The sequence below is a fragment of the Mycolicibacterium neoaurum genome, from assembly GCF_036946495.1.
Lineage (GTDB): Bacteria > Actinomycetota > Actinomycetes > Mycobacteriales > Mycobacteriaceae > Mycobacterium > Mycobacterium neoaurum_B.
In genome coordinates this window covers 16,971-32,154 of sequence record NZ_JAQIIX010000002.1, presented here as the reverse complement: position 1 = coordinate 32,154, position 15,184 = coordinate 16,971, and the positions used below count along the sequence as shown (strand labels likewise).

Annotated in this window: 19 protein-coding genes; 14 read left to right on the top strand and 5 right to left on the bottom strand. The window is 67.7% G+C overall.

Annotated features, from left to right (window positions below; all coding sequences use genetic code 11):
* Positions 1 to 21 precede the first annotated feature (21 nt).
* A complete protein-coding gene (locus PGN27_RS05695) occupies positions 22 to 627 on the top strand; it encodes a DUF998 domain-containing protein (protein WP_335325285.1) in 606 nt (201 codons plus the stop codon).
* Here PGN27_RS05695 and PGN27_RS05690 read toward each other — a convergent pair.
* A complete protein-coding gene (locus PGN27_RS05690; protein WP_030133616.1) occupies positions 597 to 905 on the bottom strand; it encodes a type II toxin-antitoxin system VapB family antitoxin in 309 nt (102 codons plus the stop codon). The genes PGN27_RS05695 and PGN27_RS05690 overlap by 31 nt on opposite strands.
* Positions 906 to 1,105: 200 nt before the next feature.
* Here PGN27_RS05690 and hrcA point away from each other — a divergent pair, with 200 nt between their 5' ends.
* The 8 genes from hrcA to era all read left to right on the top strand — a co-directional run bounded on the left by hrcA (position 1,106) and on the right by era (position 8,316).
* Complete coding sequence (gene hrcA / locus PGN27_RS05685; RefSeq protein WP_335325284.1) at positions 1,106 to 2,137, top strand: heat-inducible transcriptional repressor HrcA; 1,032 nt, start codon at positions 1,106 to 1,108, stop codon at positions 2,135 to 2,137.
* A gap of 57 nt (positions 2,138 to 2,194) precedes the next feature.
* Positions 2,195 to 3,346 carry a molecular chaperone DnaJ gene (gene dnaJ / locus PGN27_RS05680; RefSeq protein WP_335325283.1) on the top strand — a complete coding sequence of 384 codons (1,152 nt, stop codon included), beginning with the start codon at positions 2,195 to 2,197 and terminating at the stop codon, positions 3,344 to 3,346.
* Positions 3,347 to 3,375: 29 nt separating this feature from the next.
* Positions 3,376 to 4,116, top strand: coding sequence for a 16S rRNA (uracil(1498)-N(3))-methyltransferase (locus tag PGN27_RS05675; protein ID WP_335325282.1), 741 nt, complete (start codon positions 3,376 to 3,378; stop codon positions 4,114 to 4,116).
* Positions 4,117 to 4,196: 80 nt separating this feature from the next.
* The gene (locus tag PGN27_RS05670; RefSeq protein ID WP_335325281.1) at positions 4,197 to 5,237 is read left to right on the top strand and encodes a PhoH family protein; all 1,041 of its coding nucleotides are present in this window, start codon (positions 4,197 to 4,199) and stop codon (positions 5,235 to 5,237) included.
* Positions 5,238 to 5,256: 19 nt separating this feature from the next.
* Positions 5,257 to 5,793: an rRNA maturation RNase YbeY gene (ybeY, locus tag PGN27_RS05665; protein ID WP_335325280.1), complete on the top strand. Its 537-nt coding sequence runs from the start codon at positions 5,257 to 5,259 to the stop codon at positions 5,791 to 5,793.
* On the top strand, positions 5,790 to 7,085 hold the full coding sequence (locus PGN27_RS05660) for a hemolysin family protein (RefSeq protein WP_335325279.1): 1,296 nt from the start codon (positions 5,790 to 5,792) through the stop codon (positions 7,083 to 7,085). The genes ybeY and PGN27_RS05660 overlap by 4 nt, the downstream gene beginning before the upstream one ends.
* Positions 7,082 to 7,405, top strand: coding sequence for a cytidine deaminase-like protein (locus PGN27_RS05655; protein ID WP_335325278.1), 324 nt, complete (start codon positions 7,082 to 7,084; stop codon positions 7,403 to 7,405). The genes PGN27_RS05660 and PGN27_RS05655 overlap by 4 nt, the downstream gene beginning before the upstream one ends.
* The gene (era, locus tag PGN27_RS05650) at positions 7,402 to 8,316 is read left to right on the top strand and encodes a GTPase Era (protein ID WP_335325277.1); all 915 of its coding nucleotides are present in this window, start codon (positions 7,402 to 7,404) and stop codon (positions 8,314 to 8,316) included. Before PGN27_RS05655 ends, era begins: the two co-directional genes overlap by 4 nt.
* A gap of 3 nt (positions 8,317 to 8,319) precedes the next feature.
* On the opposite strand, the gene PGN27_RS05645 is transcribed toward era, so the two are convergent.
* Together PGN27_RS05645 and PGN27_RS05640 are read right to left on the bottom strand one after the other, a co-directional pair.
* Positions 8,320 to 8,865, bottom strand: a complete 546-nt coding sequence (locus tag PGN27_RS05645) for a CAP domain-containing protein (RefSeq protein WP_335328640.1) — start codon at positions 8,863 to 8,865, stop codon at positions 8,320 to 8,322.
* A 53-nt stretch (positions 8,866 to 8,918) separates the two neighbouring features.
* Positions 8,919 to 10,355 (bottom strand): amidase, encoded by a 1,437-nt coding sequence (locus PGN27_RS05640; RefSeq protein ID WP_335325276.1) that lies wholly within the window; start codon positions 10,353 to 10,355, stop codon positions 8,919 to 8,921.
* A 66-nt stretch (positions 10,356 to 10,421) separates the two neighbouring features.
* On the opposite strand from PGN27_RS05640, the gene recO reads away from it, so the two are divergent.
* Genes recO through PGN27_RS05620 form a run of 4 tightly spaced genes read left to right on the top strand, consistent with a single transcriptional unit; the run spans position 10,422 to position 12,871 of the window.
* Positions 10,422 to 11,264 carry a DNA repair protein RecO gene (gene recO, locus PGN27_RS05635; protein WP_335325275.1) on the top strand — a complete coding sequence of 281 codons (843 nt, stop codon included), beginning with the start codon at positions 10,422 to 10,424 and terminating at the stop codon, positions 11,262 to 11,264.
* The gene (locus tag PGN27_RS05630) at positions 11,212 to 12,093 is read left to right on the top strand and encodes a decaprenyl diphosphate synthase (protein WP_335325274.1); all 882 of its coding nucleotides are present in this window, start codon (positions 11,212 to 11,214) and stop codon (positions 12,091 to 12,093) included. The genes recO and PGN27_RS05630 overlap by 53 nt, the downstream gene beginning before the upstream one ends.
* Entirely contained in the window at positions 12,093 to 12,476 is a 384-nt protein-coding gene (locus tag PGN27_RS05625) for a hypothetical protein (protein WP_335325273.1), read from the top strand. Before PGN27_RS05630 ends, PGN27_RS05625 begins: the two co-directional genes overlap by 1 nt.
* Positions 12,473 to 12,871, top strand: a complete 399-nt coding sequence (locus PGN27_RS05620) for an NUDIX hydrolase (RefSeq protein WP_335325272.1) — start codon at positions 12,473 to 12,475, stop codon at positions 12,869 to 12,871. Before PGN27_RS05625 ends, PGN27_RS05620 begins: the two co-directional genes overlap by 4 nt.
* On the opposite strand, the gene PGN27_RS05615 is transcribed toward PGN27_RS05620, so the two are convergent.
* Positions 12,864 to 13,256, bottom strand: a complete 393-nt coding sequence (locus PGN27_RS05615) for a Fur family transcriptional regulator (protein WP_335325271.1) — start codon at positions 13,254 to 13,256, stop codon at positions 12,864 to 12,866. The genes PGN27_RS05620 and PGN27_RS05615 overlap by 8 nt on opposite strands.
* A complete protein-coding gene (locus PGN27_RS05610; RefSeq protein WP_335325270.1) occupies positions 13,253 to 13,621 on the bottom strand; it encodes an ArsR/SmtB family transcription factor in 369 nt (122 codons plus the stop codon). Before PGN27_RS05610 ends, PGN27_RS05615 begins: the two co-directional genes overlap by 4 nt.
* Positions 13,622 to 13,717: 96 nt before the next feature.
* Here PGN27_RS05610 and PGN27_RS05605 point away from each other — a divergent pair, with 96 nt between their 5' ends.
* Positions 13,718 to 15,124: a glycine--tRNA ligase gene (locus tag PGN27_RS05605; RefSeq protein ID WP_335325269.1), complete on the top strand. Its 1,407-nt coding sequence runs from the start codon at positions 13,718 to 13,720 to the stop codon at positions 15,122 to 15,124.
* The last annotated feature ends 60 nt before the right edge of the window (positions 15,125 to 15,184 follow it).

Here is a 15,184-nt window from a genome sequence, read left to right as displayed (position 1 = left end):
AAGGTGGGCAATAAGGGGTACATGAGTCTGCTCGCCGGCAAAAGGGTGAGGTCGGCCGCGGCGCTGTGGACCCTCGGGGCCGGCGGATACTTCGCGGCCGAGGCGCTGGCCGCCGCGGCGCTGCCGGGATACCGCTACGACGCGGACTACATCAGCACCCTGGGCAACCCGGCCGTCTCACCACGCGCGGGGTGGATGAACGCGGCGTTCGCCTTGCAGGGTCTCTGTTTCGCCGTGGCGGCCCTGCTGGCCACCCACCGATGGCGGCGGCGCCGCTGGTTCTGCGCGTTCGCGGCGGCCAACGGGATCGGCAACATCACGATCGCGATCGTGCACAGCGGGCAGGGCAACACCTGGCATGTCATCGGCGCGGGGTTGGCGATCATCGGCGGTAATGCCGCGGCCCTGACCGGCGCCGGGTGGTCAGCCCCGCGGTGGTACCGCGGCACCTCGGGACTGCTCGGCCTCACCGGGCTGGCATGTCTGGCAGTCACCGTGCTCGGTGCGGCACCGACCGGGGCGTGGGAACGCGCGGCCGTGTACCCGATCTTCGCCTGGCAGTTGATGACGGCGGGTTACCTGCTGAGCAGGTTCGGTCAGGCCGGCAACGGGTCGTCCATGTCGTAGACGCGTGCATGCAAGACGGTCCGGTTGCGCAATGCGGCGCGCACGGCGCGGTGCAGCCCGTCCTCGAGGTAGATGATTCCCTGCCAGCGCACGGCGTGCGGGAACAGATCGCCGTAGAACGTGGAGTCCTCCGACAGCAACCGATCCAGGGCCAACACGGTGGTCGTGGTCACCAACTCGTCGAGCCGGATCTGCCGGGGCGGGATCTGCGCCCACTGCCGGTAGGACAGGCCGTGTTCGGGATACGGCTTTCCGTCGCGGACACCTTTGAAGATCACCGGCGGTCTCCCATGAAGGTGAGGTTAATCGCAAACGACCGGCGATGTCGGCAATGTCTTTGCCTTGTCAACCACATACCCGCAGCGAAATCCGGGGTACCCGGCCGTCGCCGCGAATCCGTGCAGTTGATGCCCGTAAAATAGCGGCATGACCGGCCCTCATCGAGGGTACGAACAGGTGAACTTTCGGAGGTGAATGTATGGGTAGTGCCGATGACCGTCGCTTCGAGGTATTGCGAGCCATCGTCGCCGACTTCGTCGCCACCAAGGAGCCGATCGGATCCAAGACGCTTGTGGAACGCCACAACCTCGGCGTATCGAGTGCCACGGTCCGCAACGACATGGCCGTGCTGGAAGCCGAGGGGTACATCACCCAGCCGCACACCAGTTCCGGCCGGGTGCCCACCGAGAAGGGCTACCGGGAGTTCGTCGACCGTATCGACGATGTGAAGCCGATGTCGGCCGCCGAGCGCCGGGCGATCCTGAGCTTTCTGGAAAGCGGGGTGGACCTCGACGACGTGTTGCGCCGTGCGGTCCGACTGCTGGCCCAGCTCACCCGGCAGGTGGCCATCATCCAGTACCCGACGCTGTCGACATCGACGGTCCGCCACCTCGAGGTCGTGGCGCTGACACCGGCCAAGCTGCTGCTGGTGGTCATCACCGACAGTGGCCGCGTCGATCAGCGGGTGGTCGAGTTGGGCGATGCCATCGACGATCATCAGCTGTCCCAGCTGCGCGAGCGTCTCGGCGGGGCGCTGGAGGGCAAGCCGCTGTCGGCGGCCTCGGTGGCGGTGGCCGATCTGGCGAGCACCCTCGACGGTCACGGCGGCCTCGGTGACGCGGTGGGCCGGGCCGCCACGGTGCTGGTGGAAACCCTCGTCGAACACACCGAGGAGCGCCTGCTGCTGGGCGGCACCGCCAATCTCACCCGCAACACCGCGGACTTCGGTGGCTCCCTGCGCTCGGTGCTGGAGGCACTGGAAGAGCAGGTGGTGGTGCTGCGGCTGCTCGCGGCGCAGCAGGAGGCCGGTAAGGTCACCGTGCGTATCGGGCATGAGACCGAGGCCGAGCAGATGCTGGGGACGTCGGTGGTCAGCACCACCTACGGCAGCTCGGGCAAGGTGTTCGGCGGTATGGGTGTGGTCGGTCCCACACGGATGGACTATCCGGGAACGATCGCCAACGTCGCCGCAGTTGCTCTCTACATAGGTGAAGTTCTGGGCACCCGATAGTCGGGGCGTCAACAGCAGTGGCATACCGCCGATGGCGGTACGAGAGAGGTTTCAAGCGTGGCACGCGATTATTACGGCCTGCTCGGTGTGAGCAAGGGCGCCAGTGATTCGGAGATCAAGCGCGCCTACCGCAAGCTGGCCCGTGAACTGCATCCCGATGTCAATCCCGATGAGGCGGCGCAGGCGCGGTTCACCGAGATCCAGGTCGCCTACGAGGTGCTCTCCGATCCGGAGAAGCGCCGCATCGTCGACCTCGGCGGTGATCCGATGGAGAACGCGGCCGCCGGCGGTGGCGGATTCGCCGGTGGTTTCGGCGGCCTCGGCGATGTCTTCGAGGCCTTCTTCGGCGGCGGCGCCGGCTCACGAGGACCGATCGGCCGGGTCCGTCCCGGCTCGGACTCGCTGCTGCGGATGCGCCTGACACTGGCCGAATGCGCGACCGGGGTGACCAAGCAGGTCACCGTCGACACGGCGGTGTTGTGCGATCTGTGCCAGGGCAAGGGCACCCACGGCAATTCCAAGCCCCAGACCTGCGGCACCTGCCACGGTCAGGGTGAGGTGCAGACCGTGCAGCGTTCACTGCTGGGTCAGGTCATGACGTCGCGGCCGTGCCCGGTCTGCGGCGGCGTCGGCGAGACCATCCCGGATCCGTGCCATCGCTGCGGTGGTGACGGTCGTGTGCAGGCCCGCCGCGAGATCAGCGTCAAGATTCCGGCAGGCGTCGGCGACGCGATGCGGGTGCGGTTGGCCGCCCAGGGTGAGGTCGGCCCCGGCGGTGGCCCCGCGGGCGACCTCTATGTCGAGGTGCACGAACAACAGCACGAGGTGTTCGTCCGTGATGGTGATGATCTGCACTGCACGGTCACCGTGCCGATGTTCGATGCGGCGCTGGGGACGACGGTCACCGTCGACGCCATCCTCGACGGCCCGATCGAGCTGGAGATCCCGGCGGGCACCCAGCCTGGCGCGGTGACGACCCTGCGCGGGCACGGCATGCCGCATCTGCGCTCGGGGGTGCGCGGCAACCTGCACGCCCATGTCGAGGTGTTGATCCCGACCAGGCTCGACCACACCGATACCGAGCTGCTGACCAAGCTCAAGGAACACCGCTCGCGTGATGTGGCGGAGGTGAAGTCGGCCAACGGTTCGGCCGCCGGTGCAGCCGGCGGGCTGTTCAGCCGGCTGCGCGAGACCTTCTCCGGTCGGTGACCGAGCCGAATCCGGCGGTCTGAGCTGCGATGCGGAGTCTGTTCTACGTCGACGCGCTGCCCGATGTCGGAGCACTGGCGGTGGTCGACGGTGACGAGGGTCATCACGCGGCCACCGTGCGGCGCACCCGCGTCGGCGAGGAACTCGATCTCAGCGACGGTGCAGGCACCCTCGCGCATGTCGTCGTCGAGGAGGTTGCCAAGGGCCGGTTAGCGGCCCGGGTGCTGGCCGTCGCCGAGGTGGCGCGGGCACGGCCGCTGGTGACCGTCGTGCAGGCGTTGCCCAAGTCCGAGCGTTCCGAACTGGCGGTCGAACTGGCCACCGAGGCCGGCGCGGACGCCTTCCTGGCCTGGCAGGCCGGTCGCTGCGTGGCCCGCTGGGAATCACCGGCCAAGATCGACAAGGGCCTGGCTCGCTGGGCGGCGGTCGCCCGCGCGGCGGCCCGGCAGTCGCGGCGCCCACGCATCCCGGCCGTCGAGGCGATGATGTCCACCAAGGATCTGCTCGCCAGGGTCGCCGGAACCCCGACCCTGGTGCTGCACGAGTCGGCGAGCGTCGGTATCGCCGAGGCCCTGCCGGCCGGTGTCGAGGAGTTGATGCTGGTGATCGGGCCGGAGGGTGGGATCGCCCCGGATGAGTTGGCCGCGTTGACCGAGGCCGGTGCGCAACCGGTGCGGCTCGGCCCGTCGGTGCTGCGCACCTCCACGGCCGCTGCCGTCGCGCTCGGTGCGATCGGTGTCCTCAGCAGTCGCTGGGACCTGCAGAACTAACCATTGGGTCACGTCGGTGCCCGGCGGTAAACTCAGCAGAGCACCATTCGAGAAACCAGAAAGCAGGCACGAAACTCCACGTGACGCCCCGCGAGACGACCGCTGGCCCGATCACCGGACCGGTACGAAGCAGCATCACAGTTCCGCCCGACACCATCGTGGGCCTGCTCGGCTCGGCCGACGAGAATCTGCGTGCCCTGGAAGGACTGCTCACCGCCGATATCCATGTCCGCGGTAATGCCATCACCTTCAGCGGTGAGCCCGCCGACGTGGCGCTGGCCGAGCGGGTCGTCGGCGAGCTGGTCGCGGTGCTCACCCGCGGTCAGCCGCTGACCCCGGATGCGATCAGGCAGAGCGTGTCGATGCTCACCGGCGGATCGGATGCCTCCCCGGCCGAGGTCTTGACGCTGGACATCCTGTCCCGGCGCGGTAAGACGATCCGGCCCAAGACGCTCAACCAGAAGCACTATGTCGACGCGATCGACTCGCACACCATCGTCTTCGGTATCGGGCCCGCAGGCACCGGCAAGACCTACCTGGCGATGGCCAAGGCGGTCGCCGCGCTACAGGCCAAGGATGTCAACCGGATCATCCTGACCCGGCCCGCGGTCGAGGCCGGTGAACGGCTGGGCTTCCTGCCCGGCACGCTGACCGAGAAGATTGACCCGTACCTGCGCCCGCTCTACGACGCGCTGCACGACATGATGGATCCGGCGGCCATCCCGAACCTGTTGGCGGCCGGGGTCATCGAGGTCGCGCCGCTGGCCTTCATGCGCGGCCGCAGCCTCAACGACGCGTTCATCATCCTCGACGAGGCGCAGAACACCACACCCGAGCAGATGAAGATGTTCCTGACCCGGCTGGGATTCGGCTCCAAGATGGTGGTCACCGGTGACGTCACCCAGGTCGACCTGCCCGGTGGTGCGCAGTCCGGATTGCGGGCCGCCTCGGACATCCTCGCGGGGATCGACGATATCCATTTCTGCCGCCTCACCAGCGCCGACGTGGTGCGCCACCGGCTGGTGTCGGAGATCGTGGACGCCTACTCGCGCCACGAGGGGCAGCCCGATCTGGTCAACCGTGCGCAGCGGCGCTCCTCGGCCGGTCGGCCGCGACGATGAATGACGGACAACAACTGACATGAGCATCGAAGTCTCCAACGAGTCGGGCATCGACGTCTCCGAACAGGAACTCATCAGCGTCGCGAAATTCGTGATCGCTCAGATGGATGTCAATCCGGCCGCCGAGCTGTCCATGGTGCTGCTCGACGAGACCGCGATGGCCGATCTGCACATGCGCTGGATGGACCTACCCGGGCCCACCGATGTGATGAGCTTCCCGATGGACGAGCTGGAGCCCGGCGGTCGTCCCGACGCCGCCGAGCCGGGGCCGTCGATGCTCGGCGATATCGTGCTGTGCCCGGAGTTCGCCGCCAAGCAGGCCGAGAAGGCCGGGCACTCGCTGGGTCAGGAACTGGCGCTGCTGACCGTGCACGGCGTGCTGCATCTGCTCGGTTACGACCATGCCGAACCCGATGAGGAGAAGGAGATGTTCGCCTTGCAGCGTCGCCTCCTCGAGGAATGGGTGGCCGACCAGGTCGAGGCGTACCGCCAGGATCTGCAGAACGCGAAGGATCGCCGGCTGCTGGACGGGTCGCGATACTTCGATCAGCCGTGACCGGGATAGCACCGTTGATCGGTGCCGTGCTGCTGATCGGGCTGGGCGGACTCTTCGCGGCCGTCGACGCGGCCATCAGCACCGCCTCGTTGGCCAGGGTCGAGGAGATGGTGCGCGATGAGCGCCCCGGTGCGATGCGGTTGGCCCGGGTGTTGGCCGACCGACCCCGCTACATCAATCTCGTTGTGCTGCTGCGGATCACCTGCGAGGTGAGCGCCACCGTGCTGCTGGTGTCCTATCTGGACGGCCCGCTGGGCGTCGAATGGGGCCTGTTCACCGCCGCGGCCACCATGGTGGTGGTCAGCTTCGTGGTCATCGGTGTCGGACCACGCACCGTCGGTAGGCAGAATGCCTACACCATCGCACTCGCCTCGGCGCTGCCGTTGCACGCGATCTCGGTGCTGCTCACCCCGGTGAGCCGACTGCTGGTGCTGATCGGTAACGCGCTCACTCCGGGACGCGGATTCCGCAACGGCCCGTTCGCCTCCGAAATCGAGCTGCGTGAGGTGGTCGATCTGGCACAGCAGCGCGGCGTGGTGGCCGATGACGAGCGCCGGATGATCCAGTCGGTGTTCGAACTCGGTGACACTCCGGCACGCGAGGTGATGGTGCCGCGCACCGAGATGGTGTGGATCGAGAGCGACAAGACCGTGGCCCAGGCGACCTCGCTGGCGGTGCGCAGTGGGCATTCCCGTCTGCCGGTCATCGGGGAGAACGTCGATGATGTCGTCGGTGTCATCTACCTCAAGGATCTGGTCCAGCAGACCCGGCTGGAACGCGCCAGGATGGACATCCGGGTCGCCGATCTGATGCGTCCCGCGGTATTCGTGCCCGACTCCAAACCGCTGGACACCCTGCTGCGGGAAATGCAGCGCGACCGAAATCACATGGCCCTGCTGGTCGACGAGTACGGTGCCATCGCCGGTTTGGTCACCATCGAGGATGTGCTGGAGGAGATCGTCGGGGAGATCAACGACGAGTATGACGCCGGTGAAGTGGCGCCTTGGGAGGAGCTGGGGGACAGCACCTTCCGGGTGTCGGCACGGGTGCCGATCGAGGACCTCACCGAGCTCTACGATGATCTGCGCATCGACGAGGACCTGGAGGTCGACACCGTCGGCGGTCTGCTGGCCCATGAGTTGGGCCGGGTGCCGTTGCCAGGTGCACAGGTCAGCTGGAACGGGCTGCGGTTGCGCGCCGAGGGCGGGCCGGACCATCGTGGCCGGGTGCGCGTCGGCACCGTGTTGATCAGTCCCGAGGAACCCAGCCCCAGCGAGGAGAGCGGTACATGACTGTGCAGGACGAGGACGCCAAGCTGGTGACGCTGGCGCGCGGGGCGATGGGCCGCGCCGAGGCGCCCGAGGGCGCTGCGGTGCGGGACCTGGACGGCCGGACCTATGCCGGCGCGCCGGTCCGGCTGGCGGCGTTGCAGCTGACCGCGTTGCAGGCCGCGGTGGCCGCAGCGGTGTCCAGCGGTGCCGCGGGATTCGAGGCCGCGGTGCTGGTCGGCGGCTCGGCCGAGGACGCCGGTATCGCCGCGGTGACAGAGCTGTCGCCCGGTGCCGCCGTCATCGTCACCGACCGCGCGGGCGCCCCGCTGGAGTCCCGGTGAGCGACGAATTCCGGTCCGGTTTCGTCTGTTTCGTCGGTCGCCCCAACACCGGCAAGTCCACCCTGACCAACGCGCTGGTGGGGCAGAAGGTGGCCATCACCTCCAATCGGCCGCAGACCACCCGGCACACCATCCGCGGCATCGTGCACCGGGAGAACTTCCAGATCGTCCTCGTCGACACCCCCGGCCTGCACCGGCCGCGCACCCTGCTCGGGAAGCGGCTCAACGAGCTGGTGAAGGACACCTACTCGGAGGTCGACGTGATCGGCTTCTGCATCCCCGCCGACGAGGGCATCGGTCCCGGCGACCGCTGGATCTTCGAACAGATCTGCGCTGTCGCGCCGCGGACCACGCTGATCGTGGTGGTCACCAAGACCGACAAGGTGTCCCGGGAGAAGGTGGCTGAGCAACTGATCGCCGTGCAGGAGGAGTTCGGCGCCAAGGCCGTCGATATCGTCCCGGTCTCGGCGACCGCCGGGCAGCAGATCGACGTCCTCACTGATGTGCTGGTCTCCCATCTGGAACCGGGGCCGGCGTTCTACCCCGACGGCGAGCTGACCGACGAACCCGAGGAAGTCCTGATGGCCGAGCTGATCCGTGAGGCCGCGCTCGAGGGGGTGCGCGACGAGCTACCGCACTCACTGGCCGTCGTCATCGACGAGGTCGAGGAACGCGAGGGACGGCCCGAGGACGACCCGCTGCTGGATGTGCGCGCCATCCTCTACGTCGAACGGGACAGCCAGAAGGGCATCGTGATCGGCAAGGGCGGGGCGCGATTGCGCGAGGTCGGTACCGCGGCCCGTCACCAGATCGAGAAGCTGTTGGGTACCAAGGTGTTCCTGGAGCTACGGGTCAAGGTCGCCAAGAACTGGCAGCGTGATCCCAAACAGCTCGGCCGCCTGGGGTTCTGAGCCTCAGGGCGTCCAGCCCGGAACCTGCCCGAAGTCACGGATGTTCGAGGGCACCGGCGGCGCGCCGTCACCCTTGCCGTACACCGCGACCACCACGGTGCGGTCCAGGACGCTCTCCGACCACACGCCGATATCGACGTTGGTGCAATCGGCCATGATCGCGTAGTAGTCGGGCCGGTGATACCACTGGTTGATCAGCTCGATACCGCTGATCGCCAACGCCGGGTTGATCGCCACCGTCTCGGCCACCGCACCGGCGTACCCGGCATTGCGGGCGCGGTCGGCGACCGTCGTGCCGTCGGAACCGATATCGGCGTTCAGCGCTCGGTTGTTCAGCACATCGTTGGTGTGCCACTGCGCGGCCAGCCGCAGCTTCGGGTTGATCTTGACATCATTGGTGCAACCGGCCTGGTGCTGAACGGTGTAGACGTTGGCGACCACGCCGTCGTTGAGGCGACGGTTGTCGGCGTGGGCGGCCGGTGCGGTCAGCACCGGCCCGACGGCCAGTGCGACCACCGGCAGGGCGGTCACCCAGCGGCGTGACGACATCAACAGCGGCGACGGCAGCAACGACGACATGAACGAGCACATTACGTGAGCGCCTACTCCTGCCACCACGGTTCGGGCTGCTGGGCCATCCAGCCGTTCACCGCCTCGAGCTGACCGGCCAGCGAGATCAGCAACGGTTCGCTGTCGGCCGGTCCCATCAGCTGGACCCCGATGGGCAGACCGTCGGCGGTGAATCCGGCGGGGATGTTGATCGAGGGCCAGCCGAGCAGATTCCACGGCCAGGTCGCGGGGCAGGCGCGGATCATGGCCCGGTCGGTGGCCAGCGGACCGCGATCGTCGTACTCGTCGACCAGTGGCGGGGGCTGAGCGGTGGTAGGGGCGAGCACGACATCGGCGATGTTGAAGATCCAGCCGATGCGGCGCTGGGTCTCGGCCTCGGCCGCGCGCGCCTTGCGCAGGGTGTTCTGGGAGAGCGCCCATCCGGTGCGGATATTGCTGAGGGTGCGCTTGTCCAGCTCGACATCGGAGCCCAGCCGCTGGGACCACTCGACCAAGCCCGCGGTGGAGCGGGCCAGGAAGTTCCACGACATCTTGAGGTGGTAGTCCGGGTCCGCTCGGACGGTGTGATGGCCGAGCTGTTCGAGTTGTCCTGCGACGCGGTGCAGGGCCGCGCGGATCTCCGGATGCAGCGTGGACCGGAAGAAGGTGAACGGCAGGGCGGTGGACACCGCCACCCGCAGCGCGCCCGGCGCCCGGCCGACATGGTCGGACACCCGCACTGGAGCCGGTTTGTGCAGATCGCCGTCGGCGTTGCCGGACGCGGCGTCCAGCACGATGGCGGCATCGGTGACGGTGCGGGCCAACACGCCGTTGACGGTGATGCCGTTGAACGCCTCGGGCAGCGGCCAGGTGGATATCCGGCCACGCTGTGGCTTGATGCCCACCAGATGGGTCCAGGCCGCTGGGATGCGCACACTGCCCGCGCCGTCGGAGCCGATGGCCGCGGTGACAAGGCCCGCCGCCACGGCGGCGGCGCTGCCGCCGGAGGATCCGCCGGGGCTGTGCCGCGGTGACCACGGGTTGGCGGTATGTCCGAAGCCGGGGCCGCTGGTGAACGGCCACTGGCCCAGTTCGCAGGTGTTGGTCTTGCCGACGATGACCGCCCCGGCCGCCCGCAGTCGGCGTACCACCTCGGCGTCGGCGGTGGCGGGCGGCGGGTTGCCGACGGTCCCGAACCGGGTCGGCACGCCGGCGACATCCACGTCATCCTTGACCGCGATCGGAATGCCCAAGAGTGGAAGATGTTGTCCGGCAGCGCGTTTGCGGTCGGCTTCGACGGCGTCGGCGAGGGCCTGTTCGCTGAGCACGACCCGGAATGCGTTCAGGCGGGGCTGGCTGGCCTCGATGGCGGTCAGGGACTGGCGTACTAGTTCTTCGGAGGTCGTGGCGCCGCTGGCGAGCCGGTAGAGCTGTTGGGTGAGGGTGGGAAAGACGCGCATGCGAACGGGATTCTTCTGGGTGACAGACATACGACGTCCAAGGATATCCGGCGTTGCGATGGCGCCGATGTCACCGGGTAATGGGAGACTGGGCGGATGCGGTTGTACCGGGATCGAGCGGTGGTGCTGCGCCAGCACAAGCTCGGCGAGGCCGACCGGATCGTGACGCTGCTCACCCGTGAGCACGGCGTGGTGCGCGCGGTGGCCAAGGGGGTGCGTCGCACCCGCAGCAAGTTCGGGGCGCGGCTGGAGCCGTTTGCGCACATCGACGTTCAGCTGCATCCCGGCCGCAACCTCGACATCGTCACCCAGGTGCAGTCCATCGACGCCTTCGCCGCCGACATCGTCAGCGATTACGGCCGCTACACCTGCGCCTGCGCGGTGCTGGAGACCGCCGAGCGCCTGGCCGGCGAGGAACGCGCCCCCGTCCCGCAACTGCACGGTCTCACCGTGGCGGCGCTGCGGGCGGTCGCGGAGGGCCGCCGTCCCCGTGAGCTGGTGCTCGATGCGTACCTGCTGCGGGCGATGGGGATCGCGGGCTGGGCGCCTGCGCTGACCGAGTGCGCCCGGTGCGCCGCACCGGGCCCGCACCGGGCCTTCAACGTGGCCGCCGGGGGCAGCGTGTGTGTGCACTGCCGACCGTCCGGCTCGGCAACCCCCGCCCAAGCTGTGCTGGAGCTGATGTCTGCGCTGCACGACGGGGACTGGGAGTTTGCGCAAGCCTCCACCACGTCGCACCGCAGCCAGGCCAGCGGACTGGTTGCCGCGCACCTGCAATGGCACCTGGAACGTCAGCTGCGGACATTGCCGCTGGTGGAGCGGGTCTACCGGGTCGATAGTGCGGCCGTTGAACGCCGGACGGTGGTGTTCGGGCAGGATATGGCGCATGGCAATCAAACGGGGCAAGGTCACCTACCCGCAGCTGCCCCCGGCGCCTGAGGACTATCCGGAATTCCCGGACACCTCGACGTGGCCGGTGGTGTTCCCCGACCTGCCGCCCAAGACCAACGGCCGGTTCTCCCGGCCGCCGCAGCACCCCTCCAAGGCGGTGGCCCCGCAGATCCCCGCCGACCAGGTCCCCAACCATGTCGCGGTGGTGATGGACGGTAACGGGCGCTGGGCCACCCAACGCGGGCTGGGACGCACCGAGGGCCACAAGATGGGCGAGGCGGTGCTGATCGACATCACCTGCGGAGCCATCGAACTGGGTATCAAGCACCTGTCGGTGTACGCGTTCTCCACCGAGAACTGGAAGCGCAGCACCGAAGAGGTGCGCTTCCTGATGGGCTTCAACCGCGAGGTGGTACGCCGGCGCCGGGAAAACCTGGACGCGATGGGCGTCAACATGCGCTGGGTGGGGTCGCGACCGCGGATGTGGAGCAGCGTCATCAAGGAGTTCGACATCGCCGAGCAGATGACCGTCGGCAACGACGTCATCACCGTCAACTACTGCGTCAACTACGGCGGACGCACCGAGATCGTCGAGGCCGCACGGAAACTCGCCGAGGAGGCGGCCGACGGCAAGATCAACCCCGGCCGGATCAGCGAGGCCTCGTTCGCCAGGCATCTGCACCGACCCGATATTCCCGATGTCGACCTGTTCATCCGGACCTCCGGTGAGCAACGTGCCAGCAACTTCCTGCTCTGGCAGGCCGCATACGCCGAGTACGTCTTCCAGGACAAGCTGTGGCCGGATTACGATCGCCGCGATCTGTGGGCGGCGTGCGAGGAGTACGTGAACCGCAATCGTCGCTTCGGGCGAGCCTGATGTCACTACAGGACCGACTGGCAGCCGTCGTCGAGGCCTTGCTGCCGGCCACCCGCGAGGAGGACGGTGCGCTGACGGTGCACCATGACGGGACGTTCGCCTCGCTGCGGGTGGTCAGTGTGGGCGAGGGGCTGGATATGGTCTCGCTGAACCAGATCCTGGTCTGGGACCAGCCGCTCGATGACGCGCTGCGCGGGATCGTCGCCGGGCACACCAGGAACACCCTGTTGGGCACGGTCTCGCTGATCGAGAAGGACGAGTCGGCAGATGTGTTGCTGCGCTACAACTTTCCCGCGTCCGGACTGGCTGATGAGGCGCTGGGCACTTTGATCATGATGGTGCTGGCAACCGGCGCCGATGTGCGCCGGACGTTGGTGGCGTGAGCGCCGTCATCCGGGTGGTCGCGGCCGTCGTGCTCGACGCGCGTGCACACGTGTTGGTGGTCCGCAAGCGCGGGACGACGGCGTTCATGCAGCCCGGCGGCAAACTCGAACCGGGGGAGACGCCACTGCAGACTCTTTACCGCGAGATCATCGAGGAACTCGGGGTGGGAATCGTCGCCGACTCGGTGCGCGACCTCGGCCACCACGATGCCGCCGCGGCCAACGAGCCCGGTCATCGAGTGGCCGCCGATCTCTTCCTCGTCGAACTCGACGGTCCGCCGTCCGCGGCGGCCGAGATCGCCGAGATGGCCTGGATCGATCCACACGCACCCGGTGATATCGAACTGGCCCCGCTGACCAGGGATACGGTGCTGGAGCTCGTGCGGGTCAGCTGACCGCGCAGGGCCCGCACAGCCCGAAGATCTCGATGGTATGTGAGACCTCGGTGAATCCGTGTTCGGCGGCGACCTCGTCAGCCCACACCTCGGCGGCACCGCCGTCGACCTCCACGGTGCTGCCGCAGACCCGGCACACCAGGTGATGGTGGTGCTGGTCCGAGCAGCGGCGGTAAACGGACTCGCCGGTGTCGGTGCGCAGGGTGTCGACCTGGCCTGCGGTGGCCATCGACTGCAGGGTGCGGTACACGGTGGTCAGCCCGATGCCCTCGCCCTGCTTGCGCAGCTCATCGTGGAGTTCCTGCGCGGACCGGAAGTCGTCGATGTTCTCCAGCAGTGCCGAGATGGCCGCGCGCTGTTTGGTCGATCGCACCGGTGTGTTCATCGATCGTCCTCCGAAGCGTGGGTCACGGCGGCGATGACGATCTCGGCGAGGTGATGGTCGACGAGGCGGTACATCACCTCGCGCCCGCTGCGTTCCCCAGCCACCACGCCCGCGGACTTCAGGATTCGCAGGTGTTGGCTGACCAGTGGTTGGGGCACGTCGAGCGCGTCGACCAGCTCGTGGACGCAGCGCATCGATTCGCGCAACTGCAGCACGATCGCGATGCGCAGCGGCGCGGCCAGCGCGCGCAGCAGATCGCCGGCATTGTCCAGGACCTCGCGGGCGGGCAACTCGGGGAACGGCGTACTCGGATGGGAGTGCGCGGAATGGTCCTCGGCCGTGGCAGAATTGGAAATGATTTTCATTACGGGTCAGAATACATGCAGATCCGTGCATGTCAACGCCCGCCACGCACCAGCCCCGGCGCGACCCGCCGCAGGTCGTCGCTACGCTGTTGACCCGTGGCTTCGTCTCCTTCGATCATCGACACCGTTGCAAACCTGGCGAAACGCCGTGGCCTCGTCTACCAATCGGGCGAGATCTACGGCGGCACCAAGTCCGCATGGGACTACGGGCCACTGGGCGTGGAGCTCAAGGAGAACATCAAGAAGCAGTGGTGGCGTTCCGTGGTCACCGGTCGTGACGATGTCGTCGGCCTGGACTCGGCGATCATCCTGCCGCGGCAGGTGTGGGTGGCCTCCGGTCACGTCGCGGTGTTCAACGACCCGCTGGTGGAATGCCTGAACTGCCACAAGCGGCACCGGCAGGACCACCTGCAGGAGGCCTATTTCGAGAAGCGGGGCGCCAAGGACGGACTCGCCGACCCGGACGCCGTGCCGATGGCCGAGATCGTCTGTCCGGACTGCGGCACGAAGGGTCAGTGGACCGAGCCGCGCGATTTCAACATGATGCTCAAGACCTACCTCGGGCCGATCGAGTCCGAGGAAGGTCTGCACTACCTGCGTCCGGAGACCGCGCAGGGCATTTTCGTCAACTTCGCCAATGTGGTGACCACATCCCGCAAGAAGCCTCCGTTCGGCATCGGCCAGATCGGCAAGAGCTTCCGCAACGAGATCACCCCGGGCAACTTCATCTTCCGCACCCGCGAGTTCGAGCAGATGGAGATGGAGTTCTTCGTCGAGCCGTCGACCGCGCCGGACTGGCACAAGTACTGGATCGAGACCCGCCTGCAGTGGTACATCGACCTCGGGATCCGGCCGGAGAATCTGCGGCTCTACGAGCACCCGCTGGAGAAGCTCTCGCACTACAGCGCGGGCACCACCGATATCGAGTACAAGTTCGGTTTCACCGGCAATCCGTGGGGTGAGCTGGAGGGCATCGCCAACCGCACCGATCACGACTTGTCCAGTCACGCAAAGTCATCCGGGGTGGAACTGACCTATTACGACCAGGCCTCCGATACCCGGTACACGCCGTATGTGATCGAGCCGGCGGCCGGCCTGACCCGGTCGCTGATGGCGTTCCTGGTGGACTCCTACCGTGAGGACGAGGCCCCCAACGCCAAGGGCGGGGTGGACAAGCGCACCGTGCTCAAGCTGGACCCGCGGCTGGCCCCGGTCAAGGCGGCGGTGTTGCCGTTGTCGCGGCATGCCGACTTGTCGCCCAAGGCAAAAGATCTCGCCGCCGAGCTGCGCCAGAGCTGGAATGTCGAGTTCGACGATGCCGGCGCCATCGGCCGCCGGTACCGCAGGCAGGACGAGATCGGCACCCCGTTCTGCCTCACGCTGGACTTCGACTCGCTGGAGGACCACGCCGTGACCGTGCGCGAGCGCGACGCCATGACCCAGGAGCGGGTGGCGATCTCCGAGGTGTCGAACTACCTCGCGGTGCGCCTCAAGGGCTGCTGACGACCTCCCTCGCCCGCGAGCGGGCGAACGGCCCTGGTTAGCCCTGAATTCGCTCCGCCC

Bases quoted from the DNA above. Each gene is read 5' to 3' on its own strand.
- PGN27_RS05695 (WP_335325285.1), top strand. From the start codon at position 22: ATGAGTCTGCTCGCCGGCAAAAGGGTGAGGTCGGCCGCGGCGCTGTGG.
- hrcA (WP_335325284.1), top strand. From the start codon at position 1,106: ATGGGTAGTGCCGATGACCGTCGCTTCGAGGTATTGCGAGCCATCGTC.
- PGN27_RS05675 (WP_335325282.1), top strand. From the start codon at position 3,376: ATGCGGAGTCTGTTCTACGTCGACGCGCTGCCCGATGTCGGAGCACTG.
- ybeY (WP_335325280.1), top strand. From the start codon at position 5,257: ATGAGCATCGAAGTCTCCAACGAGTCGGGCATCGACGTCTCCGAACAG.
- PGN27_RS05655 (WP_335325278.1), top strand. From the start codon at position 7,082: ATGACTGTGCAGGACGAGGACGCCAAGCTGGTGACGCTGGCGCGCGGG.
- PGN27_RS05645 (WP_335328640.1), bottom strand. From the start codon at position 8,865: ATGTCGTCACGCCGCTGGGTGACCGCCCTGCCGGTGGTCGCACTGGCC.
- PGN27_RS05640 (WP_335325276.1), bottom strand. From the start codon at position 10,355: ATGTCTGTCACCCAGAAGAATCCCGTTCGCATGCGCGTCTTTCCCACC.
- recO (WP_335325275.1), top strand. From the start codon at position 10,422: ATGCGGTTGTACCGGGATCGAGCGGTGGTGCTGCGCCAGCACAAGCTC.
- PGN27_RS05630 (WP_335325274.1), top strand. From the start codon at position 11,212: ATGGCAATCAAACGGGGCAAGGTCACCTACCCGCAGCTGCCCCCGGCG.
- PGN27_RS05625 (WP_335325273.1), top strand. From the start codon at position 12,093: ATGTCACTACAGGACCGACTGGCAGCCGTCGTCGAGGCCTTGCTGCCG.
- PGN27_RS05615 (WP_335325271.1), bottom strand. From the start codon at position 13,256: ATGAACACACCGGTGCGATCGACCAAACAGCGCGCGGCCATCTCGGCA.
- PGN27_RS05610 (WP_335325270.1), bottom strand. From the start codon at position 13,621: ATGAAAATCATTTCCAATTCTGCCACGGCCGAGGACCATTCCGCGCAC.